The organism is Streptomyces sp. NRRL S-1813 (assembly GCF_000719605.1).
Classification (GTDB): Bacteria; Actinomycetota; Actinomycetes; order Streptomycetales; family Streptomycetaceae; genus Streptomyces; species Streptomyces decoyicus.
The window spans coordinates 119985-136310 of record NZ_JOHB01000003.1; the positions used below are offsets into that span (position 1 = coordinate 119985).

Genomic DNA, 16326 nt, shown 5'->3' on the forward strand with positions numbered 1-16326 from the left:
GTCAGACCGCCTTCAGCTGGGCGGTGGCGGCATCGACGGTCTGGGTGAGCAGGGTGGCGATGGTCATCGGGCCGACGCCGCCGGGGACCGGGGTGATCAGGGAGGCGCGGGTGCGCGCCGAGTCGAAGTCCACGTCACCGATGTTGCCGGGGTTGGAGCCGGCATCGATCACCACGGCTCCGGGCTTGAGGTGCTCGCCGTGCAGGAAGCGGGGCCGCCCCACTGCGGCGACCAGGACATCGGCCTCCTTGGTGATCGACGCGAGGTCGGTGGTGCGGGAGTGGCAGTAGGTGACGGTGGCGTTGCGGGCGAGCAGCAGCATCCCGACGGGCTTGCCGAGAATCGCGCTGCGGCCGACCACGACGGCATGCTTGCCGGCCAGGTCGACGTCGTAGTGATCCAGGAGGCGGAGGATGCCGCCGGGCGTGCAGGAGGCGAAGCCGTCCAGGCCGAAGCTCATCGCGGCGAAGGAGTGGCAGGTGACGCCGTCGACGTCCTTCTCGGGGGCGATGGCCTCGAAGGCGGCGCGCTCGTCGATGTGCGGGCCGGCCGGGTGCTGGAGAAGGATGCCGTGCACGTCGGGGTCGTGGGACAGCGCGGTGATCGTGTCGACCAGCTCCGCGGTCGTGGTGGCGGCGGGGAGCGCGATGTGCCGGGAGCGGATCCCGGCCTTCTCGCAACGGGTGCGCTTCATGCGGACGTACGTCACCGAGGCGGGGTCGTCGCCCACCAGTACGGTTGCCAGGCACGGGGACGTTCCGGTCTGCCGGGTGAGGTCCGCCGCGCGTTCCGCGGCCTGTTCGACGATGCGGCGGGCCAGTGCGCTGCCGTCCATGAGGCGGGCGGTCTCGGACATGGAGTACTCCTGAGCGTCGCGTCGGATCGCCCAGGCGCGCGGCACCGGCCAGAAGTGGCCGAGCCGCTCCCCGGTGGTACTCCACCCAAGCGCCAGTCACGGCCCGCCGCCCACTGTAATCGACGCCGGAAGACTCCTGGGGGCGGCGTCGGGCATCGGCGTCACGGCGCTCGTCGTGCACCTCGGCGGCCCGCGGGACCGGGCCCCTCACACACCTCCCTGACCAGGTGCGGAGAGGGGCGGAGTGGTGGAGGTGGTGGCCTCCCACTGGCTGAGGATGCCGTCCCAGTCGTGCTGGGCGGCGGTGATGGCATTGGCATCCCACGTGGGATGAGGGGGCTGTTGATACTGCTGGTGCGGTGCTTGGTGTTGGTGCGGGTGCTGGTGTGGGTGGTGCCCGTGATGTTGGTGCTGCTGTGAATGCTCCTCGTACACCCGGTAGTCCTGATACTCCTGCTGGTCCGGGTAGTTCTGGTACGGCTGCTGCTTCCAGGGCTCCTGCTCGTACGGCTCCCGTGGGGACTGCGGCGGCCGCTCGCGCCAGGCCGGATGGGCGCTCTCGGCCGGTGGGGAGGGCGGGAGATTGACCATCCGGCGGTGCCGGCCCGTGCGGTCCGGTGGGGCCTGCTGGGCCGGACGGCTTTCGGCGGACAGCTGTTGGGCGCGTGCGACAAGGAGCCGGACATCGAGACCCAGTTCGGCGGCGAGGGCGGTGAGGTCAACTCCGTTGTGCCAGCTGCTCATCAGGACCGCGTCCAGGGCGGGGGCCCAGGCGGGCTCGGTGAGCTGGGGGGCGGGGGCCGGGGCCGCCGTTGGCGGGGCCGTGGCATGGGTCGCGAGGGGCGTGGGGGGTGCGGGCTGCTGCGCGGGGGGCGTGGCCGGGTGCGTGGCGGCCTGCTGGGCCGGGGGCTGCTCGCGCGGGGCCTGGGCGAGCAGGCTCTGGGCAACCGCGCGGGCGTCTTCCTTGCCCACCGTGCGGCGGGCCAGGCGCACTTCGCGCTCTTCCAGGCCGAGCAGCTCCGCCACCACCGCGTCGCTGCCCACGGTCACGGCGAAGGCGGCCAGGGTCCGCGAGCGGCGGGCCTCGGCCTCGTCAAGGAGTCCCTGCGTACGGCGGACCTCGTCATCGCTGCTGCAAAACGCCTGTGCGAGTACGGCATGGCGCTCCCACAACTCCCTCGGTTCCATGACTGCGACAACGTTTCCTCGCCCGGATTGGACCGCTTCCCAGCTATAGATCACTGCATAAGGTGATATTCGAGAGAGATATGCCCTTGCCTCCACGGCATCAGTACGGGCCGCTGCAAAAATACGCAGTGACTCCAGCGAGGAAGAATCGTTTCTACGGCCATGAGCGACCCCTCTTCCGGCACCGTCGCAGGTCACGGACAGACCCCCCTCCCGCGCCCCGGGCACATGCCGCGGTGGATCACCTCGGAGATCATCAGGCAGACACCGGTGTACGCCGGGCTGGTGAAGCAGTGGACGGCGCGCGCCGCCACTGTGCCCGGGGTCGCCGATCCGGAGTGGCAGCGACTGGTCTCCTACCGCGCGCTGATGGAGGAGACCGAGACCGCCCTCACGGCCCTCCGGCCCCATCGTGCGCCCGATGTACTGCCGCCGAGAAAGTCCGTCCCGGCGGCCCGTACCGCCCGTCTCGACGCCTGAAACCGGTGACGCCGAAGGCTCCCCGGCCGGCGGCCTGAAGCGTCGCCCCGGCCGGAGTACCGTGGAGTTGTCGAGGATGTCCCGCTGCCCGGCTCGTGCGCCGGCAGCGGCTTTGACCAGCGACGGAGCCCGGGTGAGCGCGACGGATGAGACGGACTTCAGCCCGATCGGGGTGATCGGGCGGGTGACCGTTTCGATCCCGACCGACGGTCCGGGCGAGGTGTTGCTGCCCGTACGCGGCGGGAGCGAGGCCTTCGCCGCCTGGTCCCGCGAGCCCATCAGCCGCCATACACAGGTCATCGTGGTGGACCACACCTCGGCGCGGTCGGTGATCGTCGCGCCGTTGCCCGCGTGAGCGGCCGCCCGGAGGACCGTGGCCGGCCACGTGAGCGTTCCGTCAACCGCAGCCGTCCCCGCACCGACCGAGGCCGGTTCCACCGGACCAGGAGCCTTCCGATGTTGTTCTGGCATGTTCCTGCGCCGAACGAGGCGCTGTTGATCTCCGGCTCGAAGCGCCGGACCGGGGACGCCCAATTCCGTATCGTCACGGGTCATGGCTGCTGGGTCATGCCCGTCAAGCAGAAGGCGAGCGTGCTGGCGCTGTCGCTGCGGGAGGCGGAGATCTCCGAGGACTGCGTCACCCAGCAGGGCATCCGGATCGGAGTCCGGGCAGTCGCCGTCTTCAAGGTCGGTGACGACCAGACCTCGATCGCCAACGCCGCGCGGCGGTTCCTGGACGAGCAGACCACGATGGAGGAGCTGGTGGGCCGGATCTTCGCCGGTCACCTGCGGTCGATCGTCGGCGGGCTGACCGTCGAGCAGATCATCCGGGAGCGGGACCGGGTCGCCCAGGAGGTCAAGGAGGGCAGCCACTCCGAGATGGAGAAGCTCGGCATCGTCGTCGACGCCCTCCAGATCCAGGAGATCGCCGACACCTCCGGCTACATCACCAATCTCGCCGCCCCGCATGCCGCGGCGGTCGCCAGCGCGGCCCGGATCGCACAGGCCAAGGCCGACCAGGAAGCCACCGAGCGGGAACAGCAGGCGGCGGCGCTCAAGGCCGAGTACGAGCGGGACACCGCGATCAAGCGGGCCGGGTTCCTCGCCGAGACCGAGCAGTACAACGCCCGCGCCGCACAGGCCGGTCCGCTGTCGCAGGCCAGGGCCTCGCAGGAGGTCATCGAGGAGCAGACCTCGCTGGCCCAGCGGCAGGCCTCACTCGCCGCCCAGCGGCTGGAGGCCGAGGTGCGCCGCCCGGCGGACGCCGAGGCCTACCGGCTGCGCACGCTGGCCGAGGCACAGCGTGACCAGGTCCGCTTCGAGGCGGATGCCCGCGCCTACACCGAGCGGGCCGTCGCCCAGGCACGGGCCGATGCGAACACCGCCCTCGCGGGCTCCCTGCGGGACGGCAACCAGGAGCTGATCGCCGCCAACCGCACCATCGAGAACCTCCCCGCACTCGCCAAGGCCGCGGCCGAGGGCCTCTCCGGCTCCCGGCTGACCGTCCTCAACGGCACCGACGGGGTGAACGAGATCGCCTCCGGCATCGTCGGCCAGGGGCTGGCCATTCTCGACAGCCTCAAGCAAGGGACCAGCACTCCCGGCTCCACTCCCCCGCTCGCCGACGGGGCGGGGCCGCTGCCCCAGAAAGTGACGAATCTGAAGCGGGACGGCGCGGGGTCGGCCGACTCGTCCTGACCGGAAATCCGGGCCTGGCCCGGACCCTCGCGCCCTGCGGGCCGTGTCGGCCGGTCAGGCGTCGAGGACGGCCAGGTCGAGCTGCCGAAGCCGGGCGGGGTCGGCGATCACCTCGTACTCGGTGACCTTTTCGCCCTCGACGGTGAGGGTGAGGGCGAGGAGCAGCCGTCCACGCGGGGCCACGACGATCCCCACGGTCCCGTTCACGAGCGCCGGTGCCGCGAACCGTGACCTCCGCCCGAAGACAAGGGTCCCCTCGGCCACGGAGTGCGCGCCGCGGACCTCTGTCGCCGCACCCGGCGGCAGGGCGGCGGGGTCGGCGCGGCGCACGACGTCGGGGGCGAGCACCGCCAGCAGCGCATCGAGGTCGCCGCCGCGCGAGGCGGCGAGAAAGGCGTCGACCACCTTCCGTTGCCGGGCGAGGTCGGCGGCGGGAACTGCGGGGGTGCCTTGGACCTTGTGGCGCGCGCGGCTGGCGAGCTTCTTCGTGGTCACCGGTGAGCGCTCCACGAGGGGAGCGATCCGGTCGAACGGCACGGCGAACATGTCGTGCAGTACGAACGCGACCCGCTCGGCGGGGGCCAGGGTGTCCAGCACCACGAGCAGTGCGCGGCCGACAGAGTCGACCAGCAAGGCTTCCGGTTCCGGGCCGCTCCCGTCACCGGCGTCCTGAACCGGATCGGGCACGTGCTGCCCGACCGGCTCCTCCCGTCGTGAGGTCCGGGAACGCAGCATGTCGAGGCACACCCGCGACACGACCGTCGTCAGCCATCCGGCCAGGTTCTCGACGGTGCTGCTGTCGACGCGGCTGAGCCGTAGCCAGGCTTCCTGAACGGCGTCGTCCGCATCGCTGAGGGAGCCCAGCATCCGGTAGGCGACCGCTCGCAAGTGGCTGCGATGCGTCTCGAACCGTTCCGCCAGCCGGTGCTGCTCGTCCATCGGTCACCTTTCCTCGTCGTGCTCCGTCACCTTGATGACGCGCACCACGGACGCAAGGTGACCGGGAAGCACGCTGCCCGGCCGAGGTTCCGGCCCGGCAACCGCCCCGGCCCTGATGACGAGGAGGAACACACCATGAGCAGCACTCTGCCGAACGCCCTCGACCAGCCGCTGCTGCGGCGCGCGGACCTCGGGGACTTCCTGTTGCCCAACCGCGTCGTGATGGCCCCGGTCACCCGGGGCCGTGCCGCCAACGACGGGCTGGTACCCACGCAGTTGCATGCCGCCTACTACGGCCAGCGGGCCACCGCCGGACTGATCATTACCGAGGGGACCTGGGTCAGCGAACGGGCCATCGGCTTTGTGAACGTTCCCGGCATCTACCGCGAGGAGCAGGTCGCCGGGTGGCGGCGGGTCACCGACGTCGTGCATGCCCTCGGCGGCCGTATCGTGCTCCAGCTCTGGCACACCGGCGCCGCCTCGCACCCCGATCACCTGGGAGGAGAGCTGCCCGGCGGACCGTCCGCGATCAATCCCCACACGAGGTGCTTCACCGCCGGCGGATTCAAGGAGTCCGTCACTCCACGGGAGATGACCACCGCCGACATCACGGCCACGGTCGCCGACTTCCGTGCCGCCTCGGCCCATGCCCGACGTGCGGGGTTCGACGGGGTGGAGATCGGTGCCCTCGGTTCGTTCCTGATCCCTCAGTTCCTCAACCCGCGGCTCAATCACCGCACCGACGCATACGGCGGCGACCGTACGGGCCGGCGGCGTCTGCTGCTGGAGATCTTCGACGCGGTCGCCCTGCCATGGAGCGGACGGCGCGTCGGCGTCCGTCTGGGGCCGTACTGGACCGAGGGGGACCGCTTCCGTGCCGACGAGGAGACACTCGCCGACTACGACGCACTGGTGAGGGAGCTCAACGACCGTCCCGTGGCCTACCTGCACCTGCGGGGACGGGACCGCATCGCTGCGGCCGGCACGCCCGACTTCGCGGCGATCGCGCGCTACCGGCGGCAGTTCGACGGTCCCCTGATCGCGAACAACGGCTTCGACCGCGCGTCAGGGAACGCCGTCATCGACGCCGGGATCGCCGACGCCGTCTCCTTCGCCACGCACTTCATCGCCAACCCCGACCTCGTCACCCGCTTCGCGCTGCATCGCGAGCCGGCCGTCGGCGACCCTGCCACGTACTACGCGGGCGGGGCCGACGGCTACGTCGACTACCCCATGAGCGGGATGGAGGCTTCCCTGCTCGAACGGCGATGAGGGCTGGGGAAGGGCAGGACGCCCCTGGCGGCCAACGGCCCCTGCCGGCGGCGCAGGCTGCCGGACACGCAAAGGTGCCCGGCAGCCCGTGCGGGCCTCGGTGGCGCCGTGGCTGCCGCCGGGGAACGGACCGCTCAGATCACGTGACGGATTCCGTGGACGTACGGCGCCAGCGGGTCAGGACGAGGTGGGCGACGACTCCGAAGAGCAGGCCCCAGAAGGCGGATCCGATGCCGAAGAGGGTGACGCCGGACGCGGTGGCGAGGAAGGTGATCAGGGCCGCCTCGCGGTCCTTCTCCTCCTTCACCGCCCCGGTCAGGCCGCCGGCCAGGGCGCCGAACAGCGCGACTCCGGCGACCGCCGCCACCAGTTCCTTGGGCAGGCCCGCGAAGAGCACCACCAGCGTCGAGCCGAACGCCCCGATGAGGAGGTAGAACGCGCCGCAGGAGACTCCCGCCACGTACCGGCGCCGCGGGTCGCGGTGGGACTCGGGGCCGGTGCAGATCGCGGCGGTGATCGCCGCGAGGTTGATGGCGTGGGAGCCGAACGGGGCCAGGACCGTGGAGACCAGGCCCGTGGAACCGATCAGGAGGCGGTCCTTGGGCCGGTAGCCGGATGCGGTGAGCACGGCCATGCCCGGTGCGTTCTGCGAGGCGAGCGTCGCCAGGATCATCGGTACCGCGATGCCGATGAGGGAGGCGAGCGAGAACTCCGGGGTCGTCAGCACCGGCTTGGCCAGTTCGATCCGGTCCAGGTGGATGTCCAGCCGGGAGCTGACCGCGCCGGCCGCGACGCCCGCCGCCAGGGCGACCAGCACGGCGTACCGCGGCAGCCACCGTTTCGCCAGGAGGTAGGCGAGCAGCACCGAACCGGCAATGAGCGGTGCGGTCTTGAGGGAGGTGAAGACTCCTGTGCCGAAGGAGAACAGGATGCCGGCGAGCATGGCGGAGACCACGGCGGTGGGCACCTGCCGCATCAGCCACCCGAACACCCCGGTCAGGCCGACCAGGGTGATCACCAGTCCGGTGATGAGGAACGCGCCGATGGCTTCGGCGTAGGAGTAGGCGCCCAGGCTCGTGACCAGCAGGGCGGCGCCCGGTGTCGACCAAGCGGTGATCACCGGCATCTTGGTGCGCAGGCTCAGTGCGATGCAGGTCAGGCCGCTGCCGATGGAGATGGCCCACACCCATGAGCTGGTCTGGGCGGTGTTCAGATGTCCGGCGGATGCCGCCGCGAGCACGATGACGAGCGGGCCCGAGTAGGACACGACGACGGCGACGAAGCCCGCCAGCACGGCGGACAGTGAGGCGTCGCGCACGAAGCCGGGCCGGCGCCCCGGCCCCGCGGCCGGGGGCTCGACGGCGCCCTCCGGCACCGCGGCGCCCGCCGGCGGGGAGGAGTCCGGCGGTGCGGCGTCGGGGTGAGGAGTGGGGGTCTTGGAACTCAACGGTCTTCCTTAGCGGCCTTTTCAAGGGCCTGTTCGAGGTCGGCGACGAGGTCTGCGGGGCTCTCCAGACCTATGGACAGGCGCAGCATGTCCTTCGGCGAGGTACTACCCGGCCCCTCGAAGGTGTAGCGGTGTTCGATCAGGCTCTCCACGCCGCCCAACGAGGTGGCACGGATGAAGAGTTCGCAGTGGTTCGAGGTCCGCAGGGACTGCTGCCATGCACCGTCGACGTGCAGGGAGAGCATGCCACTGAATCCCCCGGTCATCTGGCGGGCGGCGATCTCGTGCCCGGGGTCGGTGGCCAGGCCCGGGTAGGCGACACGCCGGATGAGGGGGTGCTGGGCGAAGTGCTCGGCCACCGCCATCGCGGTGGCGGAGATCTGGCGCATACGGGGGAAGAGCGTGCGGATGCCCCGCATGAGGAGGTAGGTCTCCAGCGGGCCGAGGATCGGTCCGGTCAGCCGGCGGTGCAGCTGGAGCCGCTCCCAGATCGCGTCCCTGGCCTCCGTGCTCTCCGGCGCCTTGACGAGCAGTCCGGCGACGACATCCGTATGGCCGTTGAGGTACTTGGTGCCCGAATGCATGATCAGGTCGGCGCCGAGCGCGAACGGCTTGGAGTGCACCGGGGTGGGGACGGTGTTGTCGACGCCGAACAGGGCGCCGGCCCGGTGCGCGATCTCGGCGCACGCGGCGATATCCGTCACCGTCCAGGTGGGGTTCGCCGGGGATTCCGCCCATACCAGCGCGGTCGGGGCGGCGGTCACGGCGGCGGCCACCGCGTCCAGGTCGTTCATCGGCACCTGCACGACCTCCAGACCGCGCTGGGGGCCGAACTCCCTGAGCCACTTGGTGAGTCCGAAGTACATGGTCTGCGGAACCACCACCCGCGCGCCGGCGGGCAGCACCTGGAAGACGGAGGTGGCGGCCGCCATACCGGACGAGAAGACGAGCGCGTCCGAACCGCCCTCCAGTCCCGCCACGACGTTCTCGACCTGCTCGTACCCCGGTGTTCCCTGGTCCCGCAGGTACGCCAGCCCGGCGGGCGCACGGTACTCGTTGTCGCGCGCGTAGGTCGCTCCCAGCCCGATCGGAGGCGGCACGGCGCCGGTGGTCGGACAGCGCCAGCCGTCGCCCTGCGCGGCGCGCGTCTCGGGCCGGTACTCCTGCGTCCACGGGGTGAAGGTCTCGCTGTTGTTCATCGCTTCCTCGTCATCAGTGCCGGCAGAGCTGTGCCCAGGGCGAGTTCCGCGTCCAGCAGTGCACGGGAGGGCACGCCGGGCGAGGGCACATAGTGGTTGTAGTAGCTGGATCCCTCGGTGTGCGGACCGAGGAGGAACAGGCGGGGCTGCGGGGCGCCCGTGCGGTCGACGCCCTGGCCCCGGCGGGTGACATCGAGGCCGGGCACCGTGGCCCCGCGGTGGGCGAGGGTGCGGAGGCGGCCCGCGGAGACGAGCGTGCCGAGCAGGGACCCGGGCGTCCGGTCCGCACCGGGTTCGGCCACGTGCGCCTGCACCACGTGGTCGGCCTCCATCCGCAACGGCTGGGCCAGGCAGGTGGATTCCAGCCGCCAGGGGCCCGCTCCGGCCGGTGCGACGATCTTCGGCTGCGGGCCGGGGCCGAGCCGGACGACCCCCGCGTCGATCAGGGAGAGCAGCTCTGCCGACCGGTCGAGCTGCGGGCCGATCACCAGCCGGTTCACCAGCGGGGCGAACTCCCCGAAGAACGTGGCCAAGGACGCGTCGTCGACGCCCGGCGCGTCGATGACCGCCCGCAGGACATCGCGGTGGTCGCGGAGGACCTCCAGGGCCTCCTTCAACGGGCTCACACCGAGGCCTTCCCTCGCCTCGGCCAGATCGGTGCCGACCTCGGCGGTGAACCAGTCGAGGTAGGCCTCGTACCCCGGCCACCGCCGGTCCGCGAGGTCCGCTGACAGGATCGCCGGGACCGGGGTGGGCCCGAACTGTGCACGCAGTTCCGCCAGCACCCGCTCGTGGCCTGCCCCGGCGCAGCGCCGGGTGAGCTCCCGCCCCGCGCTCACGGCGTCGCCCGTCTCCCGGGCCAGCACGGCGCGGTAGTAGGCGAGTTCCATCTCGGCCTCGATGAGCGGCAGGACGTCGTCGGTGAAGCGGAGCCGCCGGTCCGCGTGGCGGGCACGGATCGCGTCGAGACGGTCCGTGGTCAGTGCCAGCGGTGCGCAGCGCACCCGACCCGGGTGGAGGCGGGGGCGGCTGCGCGAGGGCAGCCCGGAGCGGTTGGTGAGCACGATCGACGGCTCCCGCCCGCTGGGCAGATAGCGCATCCCGTGCTCGTCCGTCGTGTGCTTGCCGCCACGGCCGAGTGTCAGCGTGGCGATCACGTCCATGGCGGTCAGCCCCATGCCGAGGACGGCCACGCGTTCGCCCGGCCCGATGCTGTCGAGCGCCGCGGGCAACGGGTAGGGGCGGGTGACCAGTCGTGGGTCGGGTGCGGGTGCCGCGGGCCGGTAGAGCGTGTGGTGCCCGACGGTGACGAACACGGCGTCCGCGGCGATCCGGCTGCCGTCGGCGAGGACCACCGTCTCGGTGTCCGACGTACCGGGGAGGATGTCGACGGCCGTCGTACGGTGCCGGACCAGCGTGAGGCTCTCGGGCGCCGCGGCGGCGATCTCCTCCGCCGCCCAGACGAGATATTCGCTCAGGAGCCTGCGCGGCAGGAAGTCGTTCGGCTGGATCTCCCGGCCTTCGCCCGCGCGCACGGTGTAGCCGTCGTCCGCCAGCCGCAGGTCCCGGCGCCGGCACCAGTCGTGGAGCGAGGGACCGGGCAGCGGTACGGGCCCGTCCACCATCTCCGCGTCGGCAAAGGCCGTCAGCTGTGCGCAGACGGTGTTGAGCAGGAGGTGGTCGGGCTGCCCCGGCAGGTGGAACCCGGCGCCGAAGGGCTGGGGGTCGATGAGGTGAACGGTGAGCGGGTCCGGCCGGTCCAGGCTGTGCGCGACCAGCCGTTCGAAGACGCCCAGACCGCGCGATCCGGCGCCCACGATCGCAACGGTGCGGGGTATGTGGTTCACCACCGGCGGGTCTCCCCGAAGAAGTTGGGCACCTCGATGGCGGTGCCGTCCTTGCGGGCCTCACCGAGGACGAACGCCCCGACGGCCAGGTCGAGCACGCCCAGGCCGAACGGCGAGAAGATCACCGGGCGGTCCGGGGAGAGCGTCACCTCACCGTTCAGGACTCCGGCGAGGGTTCCGTTCACGAACTCACGGGAGCCTGAGCGCTGCTCGGCGAGGTGCGGTGACGTCTGCGCCTTGAGGCAGTGGTCGATGTCGTCGAGGACGTTGTCCGCCGCGAGGACCACCTCCGGGGCGAGGTCCCGCAGGGAGACGTGGAGAACGACCTGACCGGGCTTGAACGGCGTGCTGACGTAGGGCTCCAGCGCGGTCGTGGCGAACACGACGGTGTCGGCCCGCAGCGCGTCATCGAGGTCGGTGGTGAAGACGGCCGGACAGTTCTGGGTGGTGCGCACGTGGTCGGCCAGGGCCTGTCCGGACGTCTCGTCGAGATCGTGGACGAGGTACGAGTCCGGGACGCAGCCCGCGACGGCCAGGTAGTCGCAGATGTTGCGCGCGATGACTCCCCCGCCCACGACGGCGATCCGGGTCCCCCCGAAGCCGTCCGGGCGGAGTGCGGTCGCCGCGACGGCCGCGGAGGCGGCGGTGCGTGCCGAGCTGATGCTCGCGGCTTCCAGACAGGCGATCGGATACCCGGTCTCGTAGTCGTTCAGCAGGAGAACGGCCGATGCCCGCGGGGCTCCGATGCGTGTGTTGCCCGGGAAGCTCGCGATCCACTTGATACCGGCTAACTGAACATCGGCCCCCAGAAAGGCGGGCAGCGCAATGATCCGGGAATCCGGCTTATCCGGGAATCGGAGAAAGTAGCTGTCCGGATTGATGGAATCTCCGGACTCATGTGCCTGATAGGCGCTGCGCACAATACCGAGAACGTCTGCGCGCTTGTCGTCGAGAACGTGACGAACCGTCTCTCCGGCAACTATCTCGAAGTTGAACATGAAGATTCCCCCTTCTCAGGCAGGTGCCTGAGACATCTGCCGGCCGGATATGCCGGGCCAGCGTTCCGCCACCCATGCGTCGTTGTAGATGGTCTCCAGATAGCGATCGCCGAAGTCCGGTGAAATCGCCACCACGACGCTGCCGTCCGGGATGTTCTTTGCCGCGTCATGCACAGCGGACAGAACTGTTCCGGTCGACCCCCCCAGAAGCAGTCCGCGTTCTTCGGCCAGCATCCTGCACATCTCGACGGAATCCGATTCGGGGACGAGCACCACATCGTCGATATTCCGCGTGTTCACTATTTCCGGGCGCCTGCTCGTCCCCAGGCCCGGAATGTGACGGCGGGCGGCCGGCCCGCCGAAGGTCACGGAGCCCACGGCGTCCACCGCGATGATCCGGGTGGCGGGGCTGTGCCGGCGGAGGTACTCCGCGCAGCCCATCAGCGTTCCCGTCGTCCCGGCCCCGATGAACGCGTAGTCGATATGACCGATCTCCTCCAGGATCGCCCGGCCGGTGCGGTCCCGGTGCGCCTGCGGCCCGGCCGGGTTGGCGTACTGGTTCAGCCAGTGGAGATCGGGATCACGGCGCAGACGCTCGCCGATGTAATCGATGCGCGATTGCAGATAGCCGCCGTGGGCGTCCCGGACGTCGATGACGACCACTTCGGCGCCGAGGACCTCCATCAGGCGCCTCGACTGGACATTGGCGTTGGGGTCCGTGACACAGGTCAGTGGGTAGCCCTTTGCCGCGCACACCATCGCCAGGGCGACGCCGAGGTTTCCCGACGTCGACTCGATCAGCCGGGTCCGTGGAAAGCAGCGACCGGATTCCTCAGCCGCCGCTACCAGCGCGACGGCGGTCTTCAGCTTTACCGAACCGGCAGGATTGAGACCTTCCAGTTTGAGGAAGACTGAACTCCCAGGCACCAGTTGGTCGAGCCGGATGAAGAGATCATCCAGCACCAGATCATAAACTTCTTCCGCTATCACCAGAATCCAAACCGTTGAAAATGGGCAGCGCAGAGCTGCACACTCGCAGCAGCGAGATCGCCCATGGGCTTGTTGGTCGGCGCACGGGTCAGGTGCGCGCTACGCAGAAGGGACCCTTCCCCCCGTCCCCCAGTGGCCGCAAATCCCCCATTCGCGATGCGACAGGGCAATCCTGCCACTTCGCAAGCCCCATGACAACGATTCACCTGACGCCAAAAAACGTTGATGAGTGAAATGCTGCGGGGGCGGCCCGCGGAATGCAAGGCTCCTTTTATCCGCGCGGCCGGAACGCGGCGCGGCATGCAGAGGGGCCCGGGATCAGCATCCCGGGCCCCTGCGTGACTACCTGACGGGTCCTAGAGCAGCCCGAGCAGCCCGAGGCCGAGCAGCCCGTCCTTGCCCGTGCCGAAGCCGTCGCGGGCGTTGCCGTCGCGGCCCAGTCCGTCGCGGCCCAGTCCGTCGCGGCCCAGTCCGTCGCGCCCGAAGCCGTCGCGCTCGTATCCGCTGTCACGGCCGTCGCGCTCGTATCCGCTGTCACGGCCGTCGCGGCCGAAGCCGTCGCGGCGGCTGCTGTCGCGGCCGAAGCCGTCGTAGCCGTCGTGGCCGCCGTGCCCGAAGCGACCGTGGTGGTGGCCGTGGTGACGGTTGTGGTGGCGGTTGTGGTGTCGGTTGTGATACCGGTCGCCGTAGTGGCCCCTGTCACAGTGGTGCGAGTAGCACTTGGCACTGTGCGAGGTGTTGGGGATCGGGGTTGCGGCGGTGGCGGCGCCTGCCGTCGGCACCACCAGGGCAGCCGCGGCCAGGCCGGCCACTGCAAGGCCGCGAGGGATCGAACGGAGCATGTTCCCACCTTCACTCGACTGTGCAGAAAATGAATATTCTCTGCAAAAGCGACAATAAGGGGGGTTTTGTCCACCGACTTGCGACCCGCCGCAGAGTCACTGGAACGCAGCACGGAACGCAGCACGGACCGCAACGGCCCACGCCGTGGTCCCGCCGGTTCACTCCGGAATACCACCGCTTTCCCCGTCGGCCTTACCGCCCTGCGGCAGGCTCTCCAACATTCCCCCCAGGGCGCCCACGACGAGCCTGCACACCGTGTCCGGGTCGGCGCTCGCCAGCGGCTCCTTGCCGACCACCACACGCATCAGGCCGATTCCCAGCAGCCAGGACAGTGCCAGATCGCCGCGCAGGCTCCCGGTGTCGGACTCGGAGAGCGTGGCGAGCACCGCCGCGTACTCCTCCCCCAGCCCCCGTAGCGCGTCCGCGATCTCGTCACTGCCGCCGATGGAGCGCAGACACACCTCCAGCGAGCGGTCGGCGCCCTCCCCGCCGCCGGCCAGCATGCCGCGCAGCGCCACCTCGAACAGCCGCTCGGCGGGGGTGGTGCGCAGCTGCTCCTGGCCGCCACGCGCCATCACCTCGCCGAACAGGGCCTTCTTCGACCCGAAGTAGCGGAACAGCAGGGCCTGATTGGCCCCGGCGCGGGCCGCGATGTCGCGCACCGTCGCCCGTTCGTAGCCACGCTCGGCGAACAGCTCCGAGGCGGCATCGAGCAACCGCAGCCGGGTGCCCTGTGCGTCCCGGCGGTGGGTGCTCGCCGCGCCGTGCTGCGGGGACTCCGCCATCGCCGCTCCTCTCCGTTGGCCCGTCACGGTGACGGCCAGCATGCATCGTTGACCGTCCCGGCGGGGCGGCCTACCTTATGTAAGCAGGTGCTTACACAAGGGAGGTCACCATGACCACAGCCGACACAGCACCCCTCTCCTACCCCTTCAATGTCCCCGAGAGCCTTGAGCTTTCCGATGAGTACGAGCAGGCCCGCAACCGTCCCGGGCTGCTGAAGGTGCGGATGACCTACGGCGAGCCCGCCTGGCTCGTCACCCGGTACGCCGAGGCCCGGTTCGTTCTCGGCGACCGGCGCTTCAGCCGCGCCGCGGGCGCCCTGCACGACGAGCCCCGGCAGTCCGAAGGGCGCCGCGACAGCGGCATCCTGGGCATGGACCCGCCCGATCACACCCGGCTGCGCACGCTGGTGGCCAAGGCGTTCACCGTCCGCCAGGTCGAGAAGCTCAGGCCGCAGGTCAAGCAGCTGGCCAACGAGCTGCTCGACGAGCTGGCGGCGGCCGGCCCGCCCGCCGACCTGGTGGACCGTTATGCGCTGCCCATCCCCGTCGCCGTGATCTGCCGGCTGCTCGGTGTGCCGGCCGAGGACCGGCCGCGGTTCCGGGTGTGGAGCGATGCCGCACTGTCGACAAGTTCGCTGACCGCGGCGGAATTCGACGCCAATCTTGAAGAACTCCGCTCCTACATGGCGCAGTTGATCGAGGAGCACCGGCGCGCGCCGCAGGACGATCTGATGACGGCGCTCATCGATGCCCGGGATGTCAACGACCGGCTCTCCGAGCTCGAACTCGTCGACCTGTGCGTCGGGATTCTGGTCGCCGGGCACGAGACCACCGCCACACAGATCCCCAACTTCGTGCTGGCGCTGCTGGATCACCCGGGCCAGCTCGCCCTGCTGCGCGCACAGCCTGAGCTGATCAACGGGGCGGTGGAGGAGTTACTGCGGTTCGTACCGCTGGGCAGTGGCGCGAGCCAGCCCCGTTATGCGACGGAGGACGTCGAGGTCGGCGGGACGCTGGTGCGGGCCGGCACCCCGGTCCTGGTGGCGGTGGGCGCCGCCAACCGGGATGCGCTGCGCTTCGACTCGCCGGGGACGCTGGACATCTCCCGGGGCGGGACCAACCAGCACCTCGGGTTCGGGCACGGTGTCCATCACTGTCTGGGCGCGCCGCTGGCCCGTCTGGAGCTTCAGGAGGCGCTCATCGCCCTGATCACCCGGTTCCCTGAACTGCGGCCGGCCGGCGATGTGGTGTGGAAGAGCCAGATGCTGGTGCGCGGTCCGCGGGTCATGCCGGTGGGGTGGTGAGCTGATGACCTGGAAGGTGGTGATCGACCCGCAGCAGTGCATGGCCTCGGGGTCCTGCGCCGCCATCGCGCCCGACCTGTTCGTCCTGGACGGTGAGCATGCCCGTCCGCTGAAGGAACGGATCGACGAGGACGAGCGCGCCTTGGACGCCGCCGATGTCTGCCCGGCCGTCGCCATCACCGTCCGGGACGGTGCGGAGGTCGTCGGGCCCCGGCCCTAGGGGCCCCGGCCCTGGTGACCGGGTCAGAGGCTCGGTGGCAGTAGGGGCCGGCAGCGGCTGACGGGGCGTGGCGGGTGACCGACCGCGCCCCGTTTGCGGCTGGATGAGGGCTGCTGACGTCCCTGGCGGGTCATCGGAGGGGCGGGCCGAGAAGTTCGGGCCGGGACCGCATCCGCTTCGTACGGTCGCGCCGTGCGGTCGCGCCGGATCCCGGCCGATGCAGCAGGTCGGGGCCCCTGTCGTTCCGCTGGAGGGCGGGG

General features: G+C 70.6%; 16 protein-coding genes and 1 riboswitch. Of the genes, 6 read left to right on the forward strand and 10 right to left on the reverse strand.

What is annotated here, in order from left to right; genetic code table 11:
• Position 1: 1 nt before the first annotated feature.
• Both IF67_RS0107665 and IF67_RS40225 read right to left on the reverse strand, forming a co-directional pair.
• Positions 2-856, reverse strand: a complete 855-nt coding sequence (locus tag IF67_RS0107665) for a bifunctional 5,10-methylenetetrahydrofolate dehydrogenase/5,10-methenyltetrahydrofolate cyclohydrolase (protein WP_030983417.1) — start codon at positions 854-856, stop codon at positions 2-4.
• Between the two features lie 21 nt (positions 857-877).
• A riboswitch (ZMP/ZTP riboswitch) is annotated at positions 878-966 on the reverse strand.
• A 97-nt stretch (positions 967-1063) separates the two neighbouring features.
• A complete protein-coding gene (locus tag IF67_RS40225) occupies positions 1064-2044 on the reverse strand; it encodes a hypothetical protein (protein WP_051817764.1) in 981 nt (326 codons plus the stop codon).
• 162 nt (positions 2045-2206) lie between these two features.
• On the opposite strand from IF67_RS40225, the gene IF67_RS40230 reads away from it, so the two are divergent.
• The 3 genes from IF67_RS40230 to IF67_RS0107685 all read left to right on the forward strand — a co-directional run bounded on the left by IF67_RS40230 (position 2207) and on the right by IF67_RS0107685 (position 4222).
• Positions 2207-2524, forward strand: coding sequence for a hypothetical protein (locus tag IF67_RS40230; protein WP_030983421.1), 318 nt, complete (start codon positions 2207-2209; stop codon positions 2522-2524).
• Positions 2525-2657: 133 nt separating this feature from the next.
• Entirely contained in the window at positions 2658-2879 is a 222-nt protein-coding gene (locus tag IF67_RS0107680; RefSeq protein ID WP_030983423.1) for a hypothetical protein, read from the forward strand.
• A 101-nt stretch (positions 2880-2980) separates the two neighbouring features.
• The gene (locus tag IF67_RS0107685) at positions 2981-4222 is read left to right on the forward strand and encodes an SPFH domain-containing protein (protein ID WP_030983425.1); all 1242 of its coding nucleotides are present in this window, start codon (positions 2981-2983) and stop codon (positions 4220-4222) included.
• Positions 4223-4276: 54 nt separating this feature from the next.
• Here IF67_RS0107685 and IF67_RS0107690 read toward each other — a convergent pair whose 3' ends face one another.
• Positions 4277-5161 carry a sigma-70 family RNA polymerase sigma factor gene (locus IF67_RS0107690; RefSeq protein ID WP_030983427.1) on the reverse strand — a complete coding sequence of 295 codons (885 nt, stop codon included), beginning with the start codon at positions 5159-5161 and terminating at the stop codon, positions 4277-4279.
• Positions 5162-5296: 135 nt separating this feature from the next.
• Between IF67_RS0107690 and IF67_RS0107695 the strand changes: the two genes are divergently transcribed.
• Complete coding sequence (locus IF67_RS0107695; RefSeq protein ID WP_051817805.1) at positions 5297-6433, forward strand: alkene reductase; 1137 nt, start codon at positions 5297-5299, stop codon at positions 6431-6433.
• A gap of 139 nt (positions 6434-6572) precedes the next feature.
• On the opposite strand, the gene IF67_RS0107700 is transcribed toward IF67_RS0107695, so the two are convergent.
• The 7 genes from IF67_RS0107700 to IF67_RS0107730 all read right to left on the reverse strand — a co-directional run bounded on the left by IF67_RS0107700 (position 6573) and on the right by IF67_RS0107730 (position 14542).
• Positions 6573-7880: a benzoate/H(+) symporter BenE family transporter gene (locus IF67_RS0107700; RefSeq protein WP_030983430.1), complete on the reverse strand. Its 1308-nt coding sequence runs from the start codon at positions 7878-7880 to the stop codon at positions 6573-6575.
• Positions 7877-9079 carry a trans-sulfuration enzyme family protein gene (locus IF67_RS0107705; RefSeq protein WP_030983432.1) on the reverse strand — a complete coding sequence of 401 codons (1203 nt, stop codon included), beginning with the start codon at positions 9077-9079 and terminating at the stop codon, positions 7877-7879. The genes IF67_RS0107700 and IF67_RS0107705 overlap by 4 nt, the downstream gene beginning before the upstream one ends.
• Positions 9076-10926, reverse strand: a complete 1851-nt coding sequence (locus tag IF67_RS0107710) for an FAD/NAD(P)-binding protein (RefSeq protein ID WP_234341012.1) — start codon at positions 10924-10926, stop codon at positions 9076-9078. Before IF67_RS0107710 ends, IF67_RS0107705 begins: the two co-directional genes overlap by 4 nt.
• The gene (sbnB, locus tag IF67_RS42865) at positions 10923-11924 is read right to left on the reverse strand and encodes a 2,3-diaminopropionate biosynthesis protein SbnB (RefSeq protein WP_030983436.1); all 1002 of its coding nucleotides are present in this window, start codon (positions 11922-11924) and stop codon (positions 10923-10925) included. The genes IF67_RS0107710 and sbnB overlap by 4 nt, the downstream gene beginning before the upstream one ends.
• Before the next feature lie 15 nt (positions 11925-11939).
• On the reverse strand, positions 11940-12887 hold the full coding sequence (sbnA, locus tag IF67_RS42870) for a 2,3-diaminopropionate biosynthesis protein SbnA (protein ID WP_037838979.1): 948 nt from the start codon (positions 12885-12887) through the stop codon (positions 11940-11942).
• A gap of 383 nt (positions 12888-13270) precedes the next feature.
• Entirely contained in the window at positions 13271-13756 is a 486-nt protein-coding gene (locus IF67_RS43595) for a hypothetical protein (RefSeq protein WP_030983439.1), read from the reverse strand.
• A gap of 159 nt (positions 13757-13915) precedes the next feature.
• Positions 13916-14542, reverse strand: a complete 627-nt coding sequence (locus IF67_RS0107730; RefSeq protein WP_051817767.1) for a TetR/AcrR family transcriptional regulator — start codon at positions 14540-14542, stop codon at positions 13916-13918.
• Between the two features lie 110 nt (positions 14543-14652).
• Here IF67_RS0107730 and IF67_RS0107735 point away from each other — a divergent pair, with 110 nt between their 5' ends.
• Complete coding sequence (locus IF67_RS0107735; protein ID WP_030983443.1) at positions 14653-15846, forward strand: cytochrome P450; 1194 nt, start codon at positions 14653-14655, stop codon at positions 15844-15846.
• 4 nt (positions 15847-15850) lie between these two features.
• Entirely contained in the window at positions 15851-16066 is a 216-nt protein-coding gene (locus tag IF67_RS0107740; protein ID WP_030983445.1) for a ferredoxin, read from the forward strand.
• The last annotated feature ends 260 nt before the right edge of the window (positions 16067-16326 follow it).

Coding starts and splice junctions, on each gene's coding strand:
- IF67_RS0107665 (WP_030983417.1), bottom strand. CDS start 856: ATGTCCGAGACCGCCCGCCTCATGGACGGCAGCGCACTGGCCCGCCGC.
- IF67_RS40225 (WP_051817764.1), bottom strand. CDS start 2,044: ATGGAACCGAGGGAGTTGTGGGAGCGCCATGCCGTACTCGCACAGGCG.
- IF67_RS40230 (WP_030983421.1), top strand. CDS start 2,207: ATGAGCGACCCCTCTTCCGGCACCGTCGCAGGTCACGGACAGACCCCC.
- IF67_RS0107685 (WP_030983425.1), top strand. CDS start 2,981: ATGTTGTTCTGGCATGTTCCTGCGCCGAACGAGGCGCTGTTGATCTCC.
- IF67_RS0107690 (WP_030983427.1), bottom strand. CDS start 5,161: ATGGACGAGCAGCACCGGCTGGCGGAACGGTTCGAGACGCATCGCAGC.
- IF67_RS0107695 (WP_051817805.1), top strand. CDS start 5,297: ATGAGCAGCACTCTGCCGAACGCCCTCGACCAGCCGCTGCTGCGGCGC.
- IF67_RS0107705 (WP_030983432.1), bottom strand. CDS start 9,079: ATGAACAACAGCGAGACCTTCACCCCGTGGACGCAGGAGTACCGGCCC.
- sbnB (WP_030983436.1), bottom strand. CDS start 11,924: ATGTTCAACTTCGAGATAGTTGCCGGAGAGACGGTTCGTCACGTTCTC.
- IF67_RS43595 (WP_030983439.1), bottom strand. CDS start 13,756: ATGCTCCGTTCGATCCCTCGCGGCCTTGCAGTGGCCGGCCTGGCCGCG.
- IF67_RS0107730 (WP_051817767.1), bottom strand. CDS start 14,542: ATGGCGGAGTCCCCGCAGCACGGCGCGGCGAGCACCCACCGCCGGGAC.
- IF67_RS0107735 (WP_030983443.1), top strand. CDS start 14,653: ATGACCACAGCCGACACAGCACCCCTCTCCTACCCCTTCAATGTCCCC.
- IF67_RS0107740 (WP_030983445.1), top strand. CDS start 15,851: ATGACCTGGAAGGTGGTGATCGACCCGCAGCAGTGCATGGCCTCGGGG.